19 protein-coding genes are annotated in these 18981 nt (G+C 67.7%); 14 read left to right on the top strand and 5 right to left on the bottom strand.

Annotated elements, in window-relative coordinates:
* Positions 1–70: 70 nt before the first annotated feature.
* Positions 71–1081 carry a quinolinate synthase NadA gene (nadA, locus tag VH569_RS04085; RefSeq protein ID WP_098736180.1) on the bottom strand — a complete coding sequence of 337 codons (1011 nt, stop codon included), beginning with the start codon at positions 1079–1081 and terminating at the stop codon, positions 71–73.
* 170 nt (positions 1082–1251) lie between these two features.
* Here nadA and VH569_RS04080 point away from each other — a divergent pair, with 170 nt between their 5' ends.
* From VH569_RS04080 to VH569_RS04025, 12 genes are all read left to right on the top strand, one after another.
* On the top strand, positions 1252–1458 hold the full coding sequence (locus VH569_RS04080; protein ID WP_423314250.1) for a hypothetical protein: 207 nt from the start codon (positions 1252–1254) through the stop codon (positions 1456–1458).
* 128 nt (positions 1459–1586) lie between these two features.
* Positions 1587–2195 (top strand): TorD/DmsD family molecular chaperone, encoded by a 609-nt coding sequence (locus VH569_RS04075; RefSeq protein ID WP_423314249.1) that lies wholly within the window; start codon positions 1587–1589, stop codon positions 2193–2195.
* Entirely contained in the window at positions 2192–2416 is a 225-nt protein-coding gene (locus tag VH569_RS04070; protein ID WP_423314248.1) for a twin-arginine translocation signal domain-containing protein, read from the top strand. The genes VH569_RS04075 and VH569_RS04070 overlap by 4 nt, the downstream gene beginning before the upstream one ends.
* A gap of 19 nt (positions 2417–2435) precedes the next feature.
* On the top strand, positions 2436–5348 hold the full coding sequence (locus VH569_RS04065) for a formate dehydrogenase subunit alpha (protein ID WP_423314247.1): 2913 nt from the start codon (positions 2436–2438) through the stop codon (positions 5346–5348).
* A gap of 22 nt (positions 5349–5370) precedes the next feature.
* Positions 5371–6006 carry a formate dehydrogenase FDH3 subunit beta gene (gene fdh3B, locus VH569_RS04060; RefSeq protein ID WP_222529045.1) on the top strand — a complete coding sequence of 212 codons (636 nt, stop codon included), beginning with the start codon at positions 5371–5373 and terminating at the stop codon, positions 6004–6006.
* A gap of 37 nt (positions 6007–6043) precedes the next feature.
* Positions 6044–7057, top strand: a complete 1014-nt coding sequence (locus tag VH569_RS04055) for a formate dehydrogenase subunit gamma (RefSeq protein WP_423314246.1) — start codon at positions 6044–6046, stop codon at positions 7055–7057.
* Between the two features lie 170 nt (positions 7058–7227).
* Positions 7228–8748 (top strand): aldehyde dehydrogenase, encoded by a 1521-nt coding sequence (adh, locus tag VH569_RS04050; RefSeq protein WP_423314245.1) that lies wholly within the window; start codon positions 7228–7230, stop codon positions 8746–8748.
* A 92-nt stretch (positions 8749–8840) separates the two neighbouring features.
* Positions 8841–9233 (top strand): DUF779 domain-containing protein, encoded by a 393-nt coding sequence (locus VH569_RS04045; RefSeq protein ID WP_423314244.1) that lies wholly within the window; start codon positions 8841–8843, stop codon positions 9231–9233.
* Positions 9234–9425: 192 nt separating this feature from the next.
* A complete protein-coding gene (gene nosP, locus VH569_RS04040; RefSeq protein ID WP_423314243.1) occupies positions 9426–10562 on the top strand; it encodes a nitric oxide-sensing protein NosP in 1137 nt (378 codons plus the stop codon).
* 3 nt (positions 10563–10565) lie between these two features.
* Positions 10566–12398 carry a hybrid sensor histidine kinase/response regulator gene (locus tag VH569_RS04035; RefSeq protein WP_423314242.1) on the top strand — a complete coding sequence of 611 codons (1833 nt, stop codon included), beginning with the start codon at positions 10566–10568 and terminating at the stop codon, positions 12396–12398.
* Positions 12399–12467: 69 nt separating this feature from the next.
* Positions 12468–13187, top strand: a complete 720-nt coding sequence (locus VH569_RS04030) for an endonuclease III domain-containing protein (RefSeq protein WP_423314241.1) — start codon at positions 12468–12470, stop codon at positions 13185–13187.
* Between the two features lie 131 nt (positions 13188–13318).
* Complete coding sequence (locus VH569_RS04025; RefSeq protein ID WP_376965906.1) at positions 13319–13504, top strand: hypothetical protein; 186 nt, start codon at positions 13319–13321, stop codon at positions 13502–13504.
* Positions 13505–13565: 61 nt separating this feature from the next.
* On the opposite strand, the gene VH569_RS04020 is transcribed toward VH569_RS04025, so the two are convergent.
* Complete coding sequence (locus tag VH569_RS04020; RefSeq protein ID WP_423314240.1) at positions 13566–15074, bottom strand: acetyl-CoA hydrolase/transferase family protein; 1509 nt, start codon at positions 15072–15074, stop codon at positions 13566–13568.
* Between the two features lie 337 nt (positions 15075–15411).
* On the opposite strand from VH569_RS04020, the gene VH569_RS04015 reads away from it, so the two are divergent.
* The gene (locus VH569_RS04015) at positions 15412–16161 is read left to right on the top strand and encodes a helix-turn-helix domain-containing protein (protein ID WP_423314239.1); all 750 of its coding nucleotides are present in this window, start codon (positions 15412–15414) and stop codon (positions 16159–16161) included.
* On the opposite strand, the gene VH569_RS04010 is transcribed toward VH569_RS04015, so the two are convergent.
* Together VH569_RS04010 and VH569_RS04005 are read right to left on the bottom strand one after the other, a co-directional pair.
* A complete protein-coding gene (locus tag VH569_RS04010) occupies positions 16154–16840 on the bottom strand; it encodes an alpha/beta fold hydrolase (RefSeq protein ID WP_423314238.1) in 687 nt (228 codons plus the stop codon). The two genes, VH569_RS04015 and VH569_RS04010, sit on opposite strands and share 8 nt — an antisense overlap.
* Before the next feature lie 107 nt (positions 16841–16947).
* Positions 16948–17565 (bottom strand): DedA family protein, encoded by a 618-nt coding sequence (locus VH569_RS04005; protein WP_423314237.1) that lies wholly within the window; start codon positions 17563–17565, stop codon positions 16948–16950.
* A gap of 146 nt (positions 17566–17711) precedes the next feature.
* Between VH569_RS04005 and VH569_RS04000 the strand changes: the two genes are divergently transcribed.
* Positions 17712–18191 (top strand): Lrp/AsnC family transcriptional regulator, encoded by a 480-nt coding sequence (locus tag VH569_RS04000; RefSeq protein ID WP_109048989.1) that lies wholly within the window; start codon positions 17712–17714, stop codon positions 18189–18191.
* A gap of 88 nt (positions 18192–18279) precedes the next feature.
* Here the strand turns inward: VH569_RS04000 and VH569_RS03995 are convergent, their stop codons facing one another.
* Positions 18280–18894: a cold-shock protein gene (locus tag VH569_RS03995; RefSeq protein WP_098736162.1), complete on the bottom strand. Its 615-nt coding sequence runs from the start codon at positions 18892–18894 to the stop codon at positions 18280–18282.
* Between the last annotated feature and the right edge of the window lie 87 nt (positions 18895–18981).

Raw genomic sequence — 18981 nt, 5'->3', positions numbered from 1 at the left:
CCTCACCCTCCCCGCGCCGATGGCGCAGGTCCCCTCCCTCTCCCGGGGCGGGAGAGGGCTTTCCACAAACTCACTTCGGCTTCACCGCCAGCATGCGCTCCACGGAGCGGCGGGCGCGGGCGGCCAGCGCGTCCGGGATCTCGACGCGCGGTTCCAGGGTCCGCAACGAGTCCAGGATGCTCGACAGCGTCACCGTCTTCATGTGCGGGCACAGGTTGCAGGGCCGCACGAACTCCGTCTCGGGCGAGGCGGCGGCGACGTTGTCGCTCATCGAGCATTCGGTGACCATCAGCACCCGCGGCGGCTTCTCGGTGCCGACGAAGTCGATCATGCGGGCGGTGGAGCCGACGAAATCGGCCGCTTCCAGCACGTCGGGCGGACATTCGGGGTGGGCGATCACGGTCAGCCGGTCGAAGCGGCGGCGGAACTCCTCGATCTCGGCGCCGGTGAAGCGCTCATGCACCTCGCAATGGCCCTTCCAGGCGATGATCTCGACCTTGGTCTGAGTGGCGACATACTTCGCCAGATACTCGTCGGGCAGGAAGATCACCCGGTCGACGCCGAGCGATTCCACCACCTCCACCGCGTTGCCCGAGGTGCAGCAGATGTCGACCTCCGCCTTCACCTCGGCCGAGGTGTTGACGTAGGCCACCACCGGGACGCCGGGATGCGCCTCGCGCAGCAGGCGGACGTCGGCGGCGGTGATGCTGTCGGCCAGCGAGCAGCCGGCGTTGCGGCTGGGAATCAGCACCGTCTTGGCCGGGTTCAGCAGCTTCGCCGTCTCCGCCATGAAATGCACGCCGGCCAGCACGATCACATCGGCGTCGGTCTCGGTCGCCTTGGCCGCCAGCGCCAGGCTGTCGCCGACGATGTCGGCCACGCCGTGGAAGATCTCCGGCGTCTGGTAGTTGTGCGCCAGGATGACGGCGTTGCGCTCGCGCTTCAACTCGTTGATGGCGTGGACCAGCGGCGCGTGGAAGGGCCATTCGATGGCCGGCACGACGCGCTTCATGCGCTCAAAGATCGGCGCGGTCGCCGCAGCGACGGCAGGGGTGTAGGCGAGTTCGGCGACCTCGGGCATCGGATGCTCCGTTCTATGCTCGTTCTGAGCAAAACCATATATGCTCGATTAGAGCATATCAAGCGGAAAAGCGAGGATGGAAACAATCGGCTCCGGGCGGCGTTGTGCGATGGCGGGAAAGGCCGGCAGCGCGGCTTTTCCCGCAGTAAGCGCTGTCTGGAGAATCGCCGATGAAAGCCTTCCTCGCCGCGCTCTGCGCCATCCTCGTTCTGGCGGGCAGCGCCTGGGCGGTGCTGCCGAGCCTGTTCGCCCGCAGCGCCGACGAAACCTTCGCTTCGAGCGGCGCGAGGGTGGGGGAAGAGGCGTCGGTCGCGCACCGCAACTTCTCCGGCCGTCCGCAGCCCGACAGCCAGCAGGGCGGCAATCCGCAGAATTGAGCGCGCTGTTGGGGAAAACGGATGATCCCGGCAGGGTAGCCCCGACCGGGTAAGGCAACCTTTGCCCGCGCCGGCCGTTGTTACGGTTCGGGCCTGCCATGGCCTCGAACAGGGCTTGCGGGAGTGTGATGACGGTTCACGATCCGGAAAGCGGCGCGGAGGACTTGCGTGCCGACCTCTACCGGCTGCTGGCGCTGACGCTGGCTGCCCCGCCGGGCGCCGAGCTGCTGGCGCTGCTGGGCGGTCTCACCGGCGACACCACGCCGCTCGGCCGGGCCTTCGACGATCTGGCCGCCTGCGCCCGCACCATCGATCCACAGGCGGCGGAGCGCGAGTTCAACGCGCTGTTCATCGGCGTCGTCCAGGGCGAGCTGGTCCCTTATGCTTCCTATTACCGCACCGGCTTCCTGATCGACCGTCCGCTGTCGGCCCTGCGCGCCGACCTCCAGGCTTTGGGGCTGGAACGCGCGCCCGACGTGTCGGAGCCGGAGGACCACATCGCCGCGCTCTGCGACGTGATGGCCGTGCTGATCCGCGAGGGGGCCGACCCGGCGGTGCAGCGCCACATGCTGGACAGCCACCTGACGCCCTGGGCCGGGCGCTTCTTCCAGGATTTGGAAAAGGCGGAGGCGGCAGCCCTGTACCGCCCGGTCGGCACCATCGGCCGCCTGTTCCTGGAGATCGAGCAGGAGGCCCTGAACAGACAGATCGACGAGTTGGAGGGAGCCGACGCATGACGCCGCCGCAAGACCCGACCTGCAAGAGCCCCGCGCGCAATCCCCTGCAACGCCGCGACATCCTGAAGACGCTGGGCCTGGGTGCGGCCGGCGCGGCGGCGGCGGCTGTCCTGCCGGCGGGGGAGGAGGCGCAGGCAATGGAATCGCCGCAGGAGCAGGTGAAGGCCCGCTACCGCGAAACCGAACACGTCAAGCGCTTCTACGCGCTGAACCGCCTGTAGGGCGATCCGGAGGGTGTCAATGCTGGTCAAACGCAGCTCGGCGAAAGCGGCAGGCGGAAAGCGGTCCGGTCTGGTCGCCGCCCTGGCCGACAGTCTGGAATCCGGCGTCAGCCGCCGCGGCTTCCTGCGCCGGTCCGGTCTTGCCGCGGGCGGCATCGCCGCCGTCGGCGCGCTGCCGGGTGCGATGATCCGCAAGGCGGAGGCCGGTCCCATCTTGCCGAACGTCGAGGTGGTGACGCGCAAGAACGTCTGCACCCACTGCTCGGTCGGCTGCACGGTGATCGCCGAGGTGCAGAACGGCGTCTGGGTCGGGCAGGAGCCGGGCTGGGAAAGCCCGATCAACCAGGGCACCCACTGCGCCAAGGGCGCCTCGGTGCGCGAGCTGACCAAGGGCACCCGCCGGGTCAAATACCCGCTCAAGCTGGTCGACGGCGTCTGGCAGCGCATCGGCTGGGACCAGGCGATCGAGGAGATCGGCAACCAGCTGATGGACATCCGCAAGGCGTCGGGGCCGGACGCGGTGTTCTGGCTCGGCTCGGCCAAATTCTCCAATGAGGGCGCCTATCTCTACCGCAAGCTGGCGGCCTTCTGGGGCACCAACAACGTCGACCATCAGGCGCGCATCTGCCACTCCACCACGGTCGCCGGCGTGGCGAACACGTGGGGCTACGGCGCCATGACCAACAGCTACAACGACATCCAGAATTCAAAGGCGCTGGTGATCGTCGGCGGCAACCCGGCCGAGGCGCACCCGGTGTCGATGCAGCACATGCTGCGCGGCAAGGAGCACAACCGCGCGCCCTTCATCGTCATCGACCCCCGCTTCACCCGCACCGCCGCGCACGCTACCGAGTATGTCCGCATCCGTCCCGGCACCGACATCCCGGTCGCCTGGGGCCTGCTGTGGCACATCTTCGAAAACGGCTGGGAGGACAAGGAATACATCCGCCAGCGCGTCTACGGCATGGACGAGATCCGCGCCGAGGTGAAGAAGTGGACGCCTGAGGAGGTGGAGCGGGTGACCGGCGCCCCGGGATCGCAGCTTCGCCGCGTGGCGGAGGCGCTGGCCAAGAACAAGCCCAGCACGGTGATCTGGTGCATGGGCGTCACCCAGCACACGGTCGGCACCGCCAATGTCCGCGCCCTGTCGATTTTGCAGCTGGCGCTGGGCAACATCGGCGTGGCCGGCGGCGGCGCCAACATCTACCGCGGCCACTGCAACGTGCAAGGCGCCACCGACTTCGGCCTCGATGTCAGCACGCTGCCCGCCTATTACGGGCTGGCGGAAGGGGCGTGGAAGCATTTCGCCCGTGCCTGGGACGTCGAATACGATTATCTGAAGGGCCGCTTCGCCACCAAGGATCTGATGGAGGCCAAGGGCATCCCGACCACGCGCTGGTTCGACGCCGTGCTGGCCAAGCCGGGCGAGATCGACCAGCCGAGCCCGCTCCGCGCCATGATGTGCTTCGGCCATGGCGGCAACACCGTCACCCGCATGCCGGAGATGGTGAAGGGGCTGGAGAAGCTCAGCCTTCTGGTCATCGCCGACCCGCACCCGACCACCTTTGCCGCGATCAAGGAGCGGCGCAACGGCACCTACATCCTGCCGGCCTGCACCCAGTTCGAGACCGACGGGTCGCGCACCTGCTCCAACCGCTCGATGCAGTGGGGCGAGAAGGTGGTGGAGCCGATCTTCGAATCGAAGGACGACTACACCATCATCTATCTGCTGGCGCGCAAGCTGGGCTTCGCCGACGAGATGTTCAAGCACATCACGGTGGAGAAGGACCGGCCGGTGCCGGAGGACATCCTGCGCGAGATGAACCGCAGTTGCCTGTCCATCGGCGCCACCGGCCAGTCGCCGGAACGGCTGAAGATGCACATGAAGCATCAGGCCGATTTCGACAAGATCACCATGCGGGCCGCCTCCGGCCCCTGCGCCGGCGATTATTACGGCCTGCCCTGGCCGAGCTGGGGCCATCCGGAGATCCGGCATCCGGGTTCGGCGGTGCTCTACGACACCTCCAAGCATGTCATGGACGGCGGCGGCGTCTTCCGCGCCCGCTTCGGGGTGGAGCGCAACGGCGTCTCGCTGCTGGCCGACGGCTCCTATTCGAAGGGGTCGGAGATCGAGGACGGCTATCCCGAATTCACCATGGCCGTGCTGAAGAAGCTGGGCTGGGACAAGGATCTGACGCCCGACGAGATGCGCGTCATTCAGGCCATCGGCGGTGGCGGGGCCGAGGTGGACAATGTCAGCTGGCAGACCGACCTGTCGATGGGCATCATCCGCGTCGCGCTGAAGCATGGCTGCGTGCCGCACGGCAACGCCAAGGCGCGTGCCGTCGCCTGGAACCTGCCCGACCCGGTGCCGGTCCACCGCGAACCGATCTATTCCCCGCGCCCCGATCTGGTGAAGGCTTTCCCGGCCATCGAGGACCGGCGCGACTTCCGTCTGGTCCAGCTTGCCCGCTCGTTGCAGTTCAAGGTGGCGGACAGCGACCTGCGCCAGCGCTTCCCCATGGTGCTGACCTCCGGCCGGCTGGTCGAATATGAGGGCGGCGGCGAGGAGACCCGGTCCAACCCCTGGCTGGCCGAGTTGCAGCAGTCGATGTTCGCGGAGATCAACACCAGGGACGCCGAGCGGCTGGGCATCAGGGACGGTGCCTGGGTCTGGGTCTATGGGCCGGAGGACGGCAGCAAGGCCAAGGTCAAGGCGCTGGTGACCGACCGCGTCGGCGGCGGCACGGTGTTCATGCCCTTCCACTTCTCCGGCTTCTGGCAGGGCGAGTCCTTGCGCGGCAACTACCCGCCCAACACCGACCCCATCGTGCTGGGCGAGCCGGTGAACGGGGTGACGACCTACGGCTACGACCCCGTCACCTTCATGCAGGAAACCAAGGTCACCCTCTGCCGGGTCGAGCCGGCGTGACGTACGGGAGCTGAACAGAACGATGGCCCGGATGAAGTTCCTGTGCGACGCCGAACGCTGCATCGAATGCAACGCCTGCGTCACCGCCTGCAAGAACGAGCATGAGGTGCCGTGGGGCATCAACCGCCGCCGGCTGGTCACGCTGAACGACGGCAAGCCGGGCGAGCGGTCGATCTCCATGGCCTGCATGCATTGCAACGACCCGCCCTGCGCCGCGGTCTGCCCGGTCGACTGTTTCCTGCAAACGGCTGATGGCGTGGTGCTGCACAGCAAGGACCTGTGCATCGGCTGCGGCTACTGCTTCTACGCCTGCCCGTTCGGCGCGCCGCAATACCCGCGCACCACCGATTTCGGCAGCCGCGGCAAGATGGACAAATGCACCTTCTGCGCCGGCGGTCCCGAACCGGACGGCAGCGTCGAGGAGTACCAGAAATACGGCGCCAACCGCTTGGCCGAGGGCAAGCTGCCGCTCTGCGCCGAGATGTGCTCCACCCGCGCGCTGATGGCCGGCGACGGCGCGGTGCTGGCCGACATCTATCAGGAGCGTTCGCTGCGCCGCGGCTATGGCTCGGGTGCGCCGGGCTGGTCGACCGCCTACGGCCGCAACGACCGCGGTTCCCCCTTCGCACCGGGCGGGCCGGGCACGGGAGGGGCGTGAGCGCCCCCGCAAGTAAAGATCATACCGGGAGACCACCATGCGCCCCACCAGACTCCCCCTGCACGCCCTGCTGCTGATCGCCCTGCTGGCCCTCCAGAGTCTGGCCGCTCCGACTTTCGCACAAGCGCAGCTCACCCAGGTGCCCGGCCAGAACTCGCCGACCAGCAAGGAGCAGGTGCCGCTCTATGTCCCGCAGGACGACAAGCTGATCGGCCGCGTCAGCATCCCGGACGAGAAGCTGGCGGTGCTGGTCCAGCCGGAAGGGCGGGAATGGCGGGAGTGGCGCACCCACACGCTGCGGCTGGCGATCGGCGGGCTGGCCATCGGCATGACGGCGGTGCTGGCGATCTTCTTCCTCTATCGCGGCACCATCCGCATCCATGGCGGCAAATCGGGGCGGCTGGTGCTGCGCTTCAACGGACTGGACCGCTTCGCCCACTGGACGACGGCGGTCAGCTTCCTGCTCATGGCGCTGACCGGGGTGATCCTGACCTTCGGCCGGCCGCTGCTGATCCCGCTGATCGGCCATCAGGCCTTCACGCCTTTGGCGGAATATGCCAAGTCGATCCACAACTTCGTCAGCGTGCCCTTCGTCGTCGGGCTGCTGATGATCATGGGCCTGTGGCTGCGCGACAACATTCCGGAAAAGGCCGACTGGCTGTGGATCAGGACGGCGGGCGGGCTCTTTTCCAAGGCCGGCGGACAGCATCCGGAGGCCGGGCGCTTCAACGCCGGGCAGAAGCTGGTGTTCTGGAGCATCGTGCTGGGCGGCATCGGCATGGCGGCCACCGGCTATCTGCTGATGGTACCCTTCGCCCTCACCGGGATCGGCGGCATGCAGATCATGCACGTCATCCACGGCCTGCTGGCGGCCGGCCTGATCGCCGCGGTGATCGGCCACATCTACATCGGCACCATCGGCATGGAAGGCGCCTTCGACGCCATGGGCTGCGGCGAGGTCGACGAGAACTGGGCGATGGAGCACCACCGCCGCTGGTACCAGGAGCAGCTGCGCAAGGGCTATGTCGAGGGTCGCCAGCCGGCGGAGTGAGGCGCCGCAAGGGGAGCGCTCATAGGGTGGGGCACGAACAATCCCACCCGCCGACCGTCTCCTTCCATAGTACAATTTACCCCCTCCCACTCAGAGTGGCTGAATGGCCCTCGACAAACGCGCTGGACCGGAGACCTGACCGGTTCACCACACTGAGAGGAACGGCCCAAATGCTCCACCAGGCTCTCGACACGCTCCAGAAGCAGATCGCGCTCCGCCCCCGCTACGACAACTATATCGGTGGTCAGTGGGTTGCGCCGGTGGATGGCCAATACTTCACCAATCTCACCCCGATCACCGGCAAGCCGCTGTGCGAGATCGCCCGCTCCCAGGCCGCCGACGTGGAGCTGGCGCTCGACGCCGCCCACGCCGCCAAGGATGCCTGGGGCCGCACCTCGCCGACCGAACGCTCGAACATCCTGCTGAAGATCGCCGACCGCATGGAAGAGCGGCTGGAGGTCATCGCGCTGGCCGAGACGCTGGACAACGGCAAGCCGATCCGCGAGACCCGCGCCGCCGACGTGCCGCTCGCCATCGACCATTTCCGCTACTATGCCGGCTGCATCCGCGCCCAGGAAGGTTCGATCGCCGAGATCGACCACACCACCTACGCCTACCATTTCCATGAGCCGCTGGGCGTCGTCGGCCAGATCATTCCCTGGAACTTCCCGCTGCTGATGGCCGCCTGGAAGCTGGCCCCGGCGCTGGCCGCCGGCAACTGCGTCGTGCTGAAGCCGGCCGAGCAGACCCCGATGGCGATCATGGTGCTGGCCGACATCATCGGCGACCTGCTGCCGCCCGGCGTGCTGAACATCGTCAACGGCTTCGGCATCGAGGCCGGCAAGCCGCTCGCCACCAACAAGCGCATCTCGAAGATCGCCTTCACCGGCGAGACCTCGACCGGCCGCCTGATCCTGCAATACGCGTCGGAGAACATCATCCCGTCGACCGTCGAGCTGGGCGGCAAGTCGCCGAACATCTTCTTCGAAGACGTGATGGCCGCCGACGACGAGTTCCTCGATAAGGCGCTGGAAGGCTTCGCGATGTTCGCGCTGAACCAGGGCGAGGTCTGCACCTGCCCGAGCCGCGTCCTCATCCAGAAGTCGATCTACGACCGCTTCATCAAGCTGGCGGTCGAGCGCGTCGCCAAGATCGCCCAGGGCCACCCGCTGGACGGCGGCACCATGATCGGCGCCCAGGCGTCGCAGGAGCAGCTGGAGAAGATCCTCTCCTACATCGAGATCGGCAAGGCCGAGGGCGCCAAGGTCCTGATCGGCGGCGAGCGCGCCCATCTGGGCGGCGAGCTGGAAGGCGGCTACTACGTGCAGCCGACCATCCTGGAAGGTCACAACAAGATGCGCATCTTCCAGGAGGAGATCTTCGGCCCGGTCGTCGCCGTGACGACCTTCGAGACCGAGGAAGAGGCGCTGGCCATCGCCAACGACAGCGAGTTCGGCCTGGGCGCCGGCGTGTGGAGCCGTGACGGCAACCGCGCCTTCCGCATGGGCCGCGGCATCCAGGCCGGCCGCGTCTGGACCAACTGCTACCACCTGTACCCGGCGCACGCCGCCTTCGGTGGGTACAAGAAGTCCGGCATCGGCCGCGAGACGCACAAGATGATGCTCGACCATTACCAGCAGACCAAGAACCTGCTGGTCAGCTACAGCCCGAAAGCGCTCGGCTTCTTCTGAGCCCTGCTCCTCCCTATCGGGCAAACCTGGGCCGGGGGCGTGTCCCCCGGCCTTTTTTCTTTCTCCGTGTGGTTTCGTGATAAAGGACCACCATGACCGTCCCAACCCCGACTGACCGCGTCATTGCCACCCCCGACGCCATCGCCCTGCTGGACCGGCTTGCCGCGAAGCACGGGCCGCTGATGCTGCACCTGTCGGGCGGCTGCTGCGACGGCTCGGCGCCGCTCTGCCTGCCGAAGGGGGAGTTCAGGATGGGCGGTCGCGACCTGTGCCTGGGGACGGTCGCCGGTGCGCCCTTCTGCATGTCCGACGACACCTTCCAATGGTGGCGCAACACCCAGGTCATTCTGGACGTTATCCAGGCGCGCGGCGGCGGCTTCTCGATCGAGGCGCCGGACGGCGTCCGCTTCACCGCCAGGGCCCGCCTGTTCACCGACGAGGAACTGGCCGGGCTGCCGGATCCGCAACCGGCCGAGACTGTTTAGGAGCCGCCCCGCATCATGTCCTCCTTCACCGGTCCGCGGATTGGTCTTGCCCGCCGCCATCCCTGGAGTACCCTTGCCGGATCGCAACCGCAGACCGGGAGGGAGGCGGCAGGGGCAGTGATGTCCGCACTGGAGAACTTCGCAGACGGTCCCACCGTAAATGGCCCGGCGAGGCCAAGCTCCGGCGACGGCATGCCGCGCGCCGTCACCCATGCCGAACGCGCCGACGAGGCGGCGCGGGAACTGCGTGCCGGGCTGGGCGAGGTGGCGCTGGAGCTTGTGGTCGTCTTCTGCGCCCCCAGCTATGACCGCGAGGCGCTGGCCGATGCGCTGGCGCGGGAGTTCGGCATGGTGCCGGTGATCGGCTGCACCACGGCGGGGGAGATCGGCCCCGGCGGCTACACCACCAACGCCCTGGTGGCGGTGGGCTTCCCGACCGAGGATTTCTGCATCGTCACCGCGCTCGTGGACCATGTCGACCGCTTCGAGATCGCCGACAGCACCGCCATCGCGCGGTCGCTGCTGTCGCGCCGCGACCGCGCCATGGGAACCCGCCCGGTGCCGCTGGGCGAGGAGGCCCGCAGCTTCGCCATGCTGCTGATCGACGGGCTGTCGATGAGCGAGGAGACGGTGGTCAGCGCGCTGCACAACGCGCTGATCGACATCCCGCTGTTCGGCGCCTCGGCCGGCGACGACCTGCATTTCGAGCGCACCTTCGTCCTGCACGAGGGCGCCTTCCATCCCAATGGCGCGGTGGTGGCGCTGTTCACCACGACGCGGCCCTTCACCGTCTTCCGCACCCAACATTTCGTCAGCTCCGATCGCAAGATGGTGGTCACCGGCGCCGATCCGCAGCACCGCATCGTCCATGAGATCAATGCCGAGCCGGCGGGCCGCGAATATGCCCGGCTGGTCGGGCTGGAGGGGGAGCCACTGACTCCGATGATCTTCGCCTCGCACCCGGTCGTGGTGCGGGTCGGAGGCCAGTATCATGTCCGCTCGATCCAGAAGGTGAACGACGACGAGAGCCTGACCTTCTTCTGCGCCATCGACGAGGGGATCGTGCTGACGGTGGCGGAGGGGGTCGATCCGGTTTCCAACTTCGACGGGCTGATCGAGGGGATCGAGGCGGAGGTCGGCGCTCCCGACCTGATCCTCGGCTGCGACTGCATCCTGCGCCGGCTGGAGATGGAGCAGCGGCAGCTGAACGCCGTGATGTCCGACCGGCTGGCCCGTCACCGCGTCGTCGGCTTCTGTGCCTATGGCGAGCAGGTGAACGGCATGCACGTCAACCAGACCTTCACGGGCGTCGCCATCGGAGGGCGTTAAGCCATGGCCGGCATGCAGACCCGCAACTGGACACTCGACCCCGCCGACCGTATCGCCGAGCTGGAGCGGGAGAATGCCAAGCTCCAGCGCATCAACAAGGTGCTGATGGACCGCGTCGAGCGGTCGATGGACTTCCAGGGCGGCGCCTTCTCGCTGTTCCAGACCGCCATCGTGCTGGAGCAGAAGATCCGCGAGCGCACGCTGGAGCTGGAACGCGCCCTGCACAAGCTGGAGGACAGCAACCGCGACCTTGCCCGCGCCAAGGAGCTGGCGGACACCATGCGCACCCGCCTGTTCGAGGCGATCGAGTCGGTGAACGAGGGGTTCGCCCTGTTCGATTCCGCCGACCGGCTGGTGCTGTGCAATCGCAAATATTTGTCCTACTGGCCGTCGGTGGCGGGCCGCATCCAGGCCGGCATCCGCTTCAACGATCTGGTGGCGATGGTCGCCGCTGCCGGTGCCGTCGCCGAGCCGCCGCCCGACGTCTGGCTGCGCGAGCGGATGGAGCATCGCCACGACCTGAAGGGCGTCTTCCTCAACCGGCTGTCCGACGGACGCTGGATCCAGGTGAACGAGCGGCGCACCCGCGACGGCGGCATCGTCGGCGTCTATACCGACATCACCGTCATCAAGCGCGAGGAGGAGCGGCGGCGCGCATCCGAACAGGCGGAGAAATCCGCGCTGATGATGCTGAACGACCAGCTTCAGCAGGCGAAATCCCAGGCCGATCAGGCCAACCTGTCCAAGACCCGCTTCATCGCCGCCGCCAGCCACGACCTGTTGCAGCCGTTGAACGCTGCCCGGCTGTTCGTCTCGGCGCTGGCCGACCTGGAACAGCCGGCCGCCAATGCGGAGCTGGTGGACAACATCGACCTCGCCCTGGCGTCGGTGGAGGATCTGCTGTCGGCGCTGCTCGACATCTCCAAGCTCGACGCCGGGGCGGTGACGCCTGAGGTCACCGACTTCCCGCTGCGCGGCGTCCTGGCGCCGCTCGCCACCGAATATGCCGCGGTGGCGGCGGAGCGCGGCATCGACCTGAAGGTGGTGGGGTCCGGCGCCGTGGTGCGCAGCGACATGCGGCTGCTGCGCCGGATCGTGCAGAATTTCCTGTCCAACGCGCTGCGCTACGTCCAGGGCGGCCGGGTGGTGGTCGGCTGCCGCCGGACCGGTGACGGTGGCATCCGCATCGAGGTGTGGGACAACGGTCCCGGCATCCCGCGCGACAAGATCGCCGAAATCTTCCAGGAATTCCGCCGCCTCGACACCCCGGTCACCAAGGGGCGCGACCGCGGCATGGGGCTGGGGCTCGCCATCGTCGACCGCGTCGCCCGCATGCTGGACCACCCCATCACCGTGCGGTCGGAGCCGGGCAGGGGCTCCGTCTTCGCCGTCACCGTGCCGCGCGGGACCGAGCGCCGCGCCGTCCGCCCGGCCAGCATCGCTGCCCGGCCGATGACCAACCGGTTGGCCGGCACCTCGGTGCTGGTGCTCGACAACGAGCCGGCGGTGGTGGCGGGGATGGAGGCGCTGCTGCGCGGCTGGGCCTGCGACGTGGTGTCGGCCACCAATGGCGACGAGGCTCTGGCGTTGCTGTCCGGCATGCCGCAGCCGCCGGATCTGCTGATCGCCGACTATCACCTCGACGACGGGGCGCTGGGCGTCAACGAAGTGGCGCGGCTGCGCGCCGCCTGCGGTCGCATCCTGCCCGCCGTGATCGTCACCGCCAACCGCACGCCGGAACTGGCGGACGAGGCCAAGGCGGCCGGCTGTCTGGTGCTGAACAAGCCGGTGAAACCGGCGCAGCTGCGCGCGGTGATGTCGGGGCTGGTGGGGTAGGGCTCGGTGGAAAAGAGAGCCCGATGATTTACCGGTAACGCCTTACCGGTTCGGCTGTTGTCGGTTTTCATGACCGACCCCGCTGCGTTGCGCGACAAGGCGCTCGAAATCCACCGGCTGCTGTGCACCGTCTACGGCTGCCCGGTCGCCTATTTCCACAGCCTCGACCCGCTGAGCGAGCTGGTGTCGTCGCTGCTGTCGCACCGCACCCGCAATGCGGCCTCCGGCGCCGCCTTCAAGGCGCTGCGGCGCCGCTGGCCGGATTGGCAGTCGGTGCGCGACGCCCCGGTCGCCGACGTGGAGGCGACCATCGCCGGCGTCACCTGGCCGGAGCAGAAGGCGCCGCGCATCCAGGCCATCCTGCGCCGCATCACCGAGCGGGTCGGCAGCCTGTCGCTCGACCTGCTGTCCGGCATGACGGTGCCAGAGGCCCGTGCGTGGCTGGAGGAATTGCCGGGCGTCGGGCCGAAGACCAGCGCTGCGGTGCTCAGCTTCTCCACCCTGCGGCAGGCGGCGCTGCCGGTGGACAGCCATCACCACCGCGTCGCCGTGCGCACCGGCCTGATCCCCGCCACTCTCGCCGTCGGCCCATCCCACGCCGTGCTGTCGGCGCAGCTGCCGGAGGGGTGGGATGCCCAGCAGGTCTATGACAACCACGAGGTCATGATGCTGCACGGCCAGCGCTGTTGTTATTATCAGGCGCCGGCCTGCGACCGCTGCGTGCTGCTGCGGCTCTGCCCGACCGGACAGGCTCTGCGGCCATCGGAGGATGAGCGGGAGAGGGCGTGAAGCCATTCGTTTTGTGCATTGCAACATGCAGCCATTCCCAGAATGCAGGGCCGTTCACCATCAGGCGAGCGCATATAGGATTGAGAGGGCGACGAAGACGTCGCTCCGATCTTCATAAGACGAGGCCTGAGGTGATTCACAAGATTTTGGACGCGATCGATACCATCGTCGCGGAAAAACGGCAGAACGGTCAGCTTGAGGACTGGCTCAAGAGTGGGGCCGCACGCCGTTTCTGCGAGAAGATTTCGTCCGAGCGCAAGCACTACTATCCTGCGCTGCTCCTCTACTTGGAGCGCAACGGCGGGCAGCACGCCTGACAACAGATGGGTAACGGGAACGGGCCGCGGCATTCCGCGGCCCGCCCGTTTTTGAGGGGGCCTAGTCGGCCGCCAGCGCCGCCGGCATCATGCTGCCGGTCTGCTGGAAGCGGCTGTGCCAGGCGAAGGCTTCCTCCAGCAGATGCGGGGTGTGGCCGCCGCGCTGAAGCGCCCGCCGGTGATAGTCGGCCGCCAGTTCGCGGTAGCTGGGATGGACGCAGTTGCGGATGATGGTCTCCGCCCGCTCGCGCGGCGCCAGCCCGCGCAGGTCGGCGAGCCCGATCTCCGTCACCAGCACGTCGACGTCATGCTCGTTGTGGTCGACATGGGTGACCATCGGCACGATGCTGGAGATGGCGCCGCCCTTGGCCAGCGACTTGGTGACGAAGATGGCGAGGTGGCTGTTGCGGGCGAAGTCGCCGGAGCCGCCGATGCCGTTCATCATCTGCGTGCCGTTGACGTGGGTCGAGTTGACGTTGCCGTAGATGTCGCACTCCAGCGCCGTGTTGATGCCGATGACGCCCAGGCGGCGGATCACCTCGGGATGGTTGGAGATCTCCTGCGGCCGCAGCAGCAGCCGGCCCTTGTAGGAGCCGATCTTCGGCAGCACCTCGGCGTACTTCCCGGCGCTGAGCGTGATCGAGGAACCCGAGGCGAAAGTCAGCTTGCCGGCGTCGAACAGCTCGAAGGTGCTGTCCTGCAGCACTTCGCTGTACATGGTCAAATCGTGGAACGGTCCGTCGATCAGCCCGTGCAGCACCGCGTTGGCGATGGTGCCGATGCCGGCCTGGAGCGGCGCCAGCGACCGGCCGAGCCGGCCCTGTTTCACCTCGCGGCCGAAGAACTCGATCAGGTGGCCGGCGATGGCGTTGGTCTCGTCATCGGGCGGCAGGATGCTGGCGGAACTGTCCTGCTTGCGCGTCACCACGATGGCGGCGATCTTCGACGGATCGATGGGGATGTAGGGCAGGCCGGCCCGGCTCTCCGCCGTCACCACTGGGATCGGTTCGCGGAAGGGGCGGCGGGTCGGGATATAGACGTCGTGCATCCCCTCCAGATCAAGCGGCTGGGTCAGGTTCAGCTCGATGATGATCTTCTCGGCCAGGATGGCGAAGGTCGCCGAATTGCCGATGGAGGTGGTCGGCACGATCCCGCCGGTGTCGGTGATGGCGCAGGCCTCGATCACCGCGACATCGACCGGCCCCATCTGGCGCGAGCGCAGAAGTTCCACCGTTTCCGACAGATGCTGGTCGACGAACATCACCTCGCCGCGGTTGATCGCCTTGCGCAGCACCGGATCGGCCTGGAAGGGCAGGCGGCGCGACAGCACCCCCGCTTCCGTCAGGATCCTGTCGACGTCGTTGCCCAGCGAGGCGCCGGTCATCAGCGTGATCTTCAGCTTCTCCGACGCGGCGCGCTCGGCCAGCGCCAGCGGCACCGCCTTGGCGTCGCCGGCACGGGTGAAGCCGCTCATGCCCACGGTCATGCCGTCCTTGATGAGAAAGGCGGCTTCCTCCGCCGGCACCACCTTGCCCCACAGGGATTTCAGGCGGATGCGATCTCGGTACATCGGGCGTTCCTTTTATGAGTGTTTTTTGTCGAATGACGAACGATCCGTGCCTTGGCGGTCGTTTTTCTTATTTGAAAATACTCATAAAGACGGTCTGTCCGATGCCGCAACCGTTCGTCCGGAATATCAGGTCACGGGGAAGTGAATGGGTGGGCGAATATCGCCACATCTGTTCGGAATACGGCCAAAGACTTCATTCGACTGCTGTCGGGATTTGTCGAAACTCAGTTTCGCAAATCGGTATTTGGCAAGCATCGTCCGGCAACAGGGCGGTTGCCGGCGGAACGGTCGAGGGCGTACCATCGGTCCCTCGAACCGATTTCAGGAGTCCGCCGGCGTGGCGTCCCCGCATCGGCCGACCGTCAGCACCCGCAGTTACGACGGGCACGAACGGCGGCACGCGCATGACCATCACCAGATCGTGCTGCCCATCGCCGGCACCCTCGACATGGAGGTCGGCGGCGCCTGCGGCCGGGTGGGGGACGGGCGCGGCGTTCTGGTGGCGGACGGGGTGCCGCACAGTTTCCGCAGCGGCGGCGCCAACCGCTTCGTTGTGCTGGATGTGCCGGCCGCCGGGCTGGTGCCGGAGGCGGCGGTGCGCGCCTGCGACGCCTTCTTCGCCATCGACGGGGCGCTGGATGGGCTGGTTCGCTATCTGGCGGCGGAGGCGGCCGACCGGCCGCTCGACCCGGTGCTCGCCCATCACTCGGCGGGGCTGCTGTTGCGCGCCCTGGAGGCGCGGCAACCGCCGCGGCCCGTATCGCCCGTATCGAAGGATCCCATCGACCGCGCCCTGGCCCTGATGGCGGAGCGCTGCGGCGAGCCGCTGACGGTGGCGGAACTGGCCGAGGCGGCCGGTCTGGCGCCCAGCCGGTTCCATGAACGCTTCCGCGCCCGCACCGGCAGCACCCCGGCCCGCCTGCTGGCAGATCTGCGGCTGGACCGGGCCGAGGCGCTGCTGCGGGACGGCCGCCTGCCGCTGGCGGAGGTGGCGTTGGCGGTCGGCTTCTCCGACCAGAGCGCCCTGACCCGCAGCCTGCGGCGGCGGCGCGGCACCACGCCGGGGGCGGTGCGACGGTCTAGATAGCGCGGGCCGCTTCGACGATCACCGCCGCCACCGCATCGGGGCGCGACAGGTGGGGGGCGTGGCCGCTTTCGACCTCGACCGTCCGGGCGCCGATGCGCGAGGCGGTGGCGCGCAGGAAATCCGGCGGCAGCATGCGATCCTGGCTGGCGACGACATACCAGGCGGGTTTGCTCTTCCAGGCGGCGGCGCCGACCTTGCTGGCGAAGCAGGCCGCCGCGACCGGCCCCTGGGTGGCGGCCAGCAGGGCGGTCTCCTCCGCCGGCAAATCCTGAGCGAAGTTGCGGGCCATGCCCTCCGGCGTCAGGGTCAGGAAGCGGCCCTTGTCCACCGACACGCCCGACAGGCCGGCCGATGGCGGGAAGGGCTTCAGCGTGTCGTTCGGCGACTGTCCCACGTCGGGGGCGAAGGCGGCGACATAGACCAGGGACTTCACCCGCTCCTGCCCGCCGATCTGGGTGATGACCGCCCCGCCCCAGGAATGGCCGACCAGCACCACCGGCCCCTTGGTCCGGTCGATGGCGCGCTGGACATGGGCGACATCGTCGTCGAGCGAGACCAGCGGGTTCTGCACCGCGACTGCGGCGAACCCTTCCGCCTGCAAGCGGGAAATCACCCGGCCCCAGGAGGACCCGTCGGCAAAGGCGCCATGGACGAGGATGATGGTCGGATTGGAACTCATGGAAACGGCTCCCGCTGACGGTCGGACCCACCAGTCAGAGCATGCGGCAGCCGGACCGTCCAGCCGGGAAGGTCCGGCTTTCCTCTGTGCGGAAAAGGGCTTGGCCGTTATTCCGCCGGCTGGCGGGCCGACCGCCGGCCGAAGGTGGCGACGCGGTAGACGTACCAAAGGGCGATCCCGGCGGCGACGATGTTGGACACCGGGTTCAGCCAGCCGGCTATCTGCTGGTAGCGGTCCTCCAGCAGATAGCCGGCGCTCGCCAGGAAGGTGGTCCAGATCGCGGTGCCGGCGGTGGTGTAGAGCAGGAAGGGGACCAGCGCCATGTTCGACACCCCGGCGGGAATCGAGATCAGCGTGCGCACCGCCGGGATCATCCGGCCGATCAGCACGGCCCGGCCGCCATGCTCGCGGAAATGGGCGGCGGCCTCGTCGACCTCCTCCGGTGCGATGGTCAGCCAGCGGCCATGGCGCGCGGCCCACTGCTTCAGCCGGCGGCTGCCGACCCAGCGGCCGATCCCGTACCAGAACAGCGCCCCCAGCACAGCGCCCACGGTGCCCGACACGATGATCATCGGCAGTCCAAGGTCGCCCCGCGCGGCGGTGAAGCCGGCCAGCGGCAGGATCAGCTCCGACGGAATGGGGGGAAACAGGTTCTCCGCGAACATCAGCAGAGCGACGCCGAGATAGCCCGTCTGCTCCACCATACCGACGATCCAATCGAACACGGTCTTCTCCTCGCGCCTGCCGACCCGCCACCCACCGCCGGAGCAACACCGGGACGGGGCGATTGGTTGCATGGAAGGGCTCGCACCCGATGTCGGCTCTGCTTATGTTTGCAGATGCAACGATTGAATGGACGGAGAGGATGCCAATGGCGGCGATCAAGCTCGACCGGCATGAAAAGGGGATCCTGGCGGCCCTGCAGGAGAATGCCCGCCTGACCATGCAGGAGCTGGGCGACACGGTCGGCCTGTCGGCCTCCCCCTGCTGGCGCCGGGTGCGGTCGATGGAGGAGATCGGCGTCATCCGCCGCTACACGGTGCAGCTCGACCCGCGCAAGCTGGGGCTCGGCGAATGCGTCTTCGCCCATGTCACGCTGGAGCGCCACAAGGAGAATGCGGTCGACCAGTTCGAAACCGCCATCGCCGGCATGCCGGAGGTGCTGGAATGCTTCGCGGTCACCGGCGACGCCGACTATCTGCTGCGCATCGTCGTGCCGACCACCGAGGATTACGGCCGCTTCCTCAGCGAACGCATCTTCTCCATCCCCGCGGTGTCGCACGTGAAATCGAGCGTCACCCTGAAGGAGGTGAAGTTCGAGACCCGGCTGCCGCTGGACCATCTGGAGTGAGCAAGAAGCTTTCCCGAACAGCACCAATGAAAAAGCCCCCGCTCCGGTGGAGCGGGGGCTTTTTCACATCACAACGACCGATGAGAGATCAGGCCATTTCGACGCGCTGAGCCTCGGGGCCCTTGGCGCCCTGGCGGATCGTGACGCGGACCTGCGCACCGTCGTCCAGACCGTTGATGCCCGACCGCTCCAGCGCACGGATGTGCACGAAGATGTCCTTGCCGCCGGTCGACGGGGCGATGAAGCCGAAGCCCTTCGACACGTTGAACCACTTCACCGTGCCGTCGACGACTTCGCCGCCGTCCGAATCGCCGTAGCTGTCGGCGCCGTAGCCGCCACGGCTGCCGCCGCCGTAGCTGTTGCCGCCGCCGTAGCCACCGTCGTTGCCCCAGCTGTCACGCTCGCGCGGGGCGCGCGACGGACGGCTCGGAGCGGCGGTCGAGGTGTCGACCGCGTGGATGGTGGCGACCTGCGGGCCCTTCGGGCCGCGCGACAGATCGCAGGTGATGGTGGCGCCTTCGGGCAGGCTGTCGTGTCCGCAGAACTGCAGAACCGTGGAGTGCAGGAAAGCGTCGGGCGACCCATCGTCGGGGGTGACGAAGCCGAAGCCCTTGGTGGCGTTGAACCACTTGACGGTGGCACGGATGTCGCGCTGGGTGATTTCAGGAGCGCGGAAGGAAGAGCGCTGCGGACGGTCGAACATCAGTTATCGTCTCATCTGTCGTGTTAAACCCCATCCCGGCAAAAACCAAAGAAGGGACACCCGGAACAGGGCCAGCGAAGGATGATC

Source organism: Azospirillum sp. 11R-A (assembly GCF_049472615.1).
GTDB classification, from domain to species: domain Bacteria; phylum Pseudomonadota; class Alphaproteobacteria; order Azospirillales; family Azospirillaceae; genus Azospirillum; species Azospirillum palustre.
This window is presented reverse-complemented; position numbering and strand designations above follow the sequence as displayed.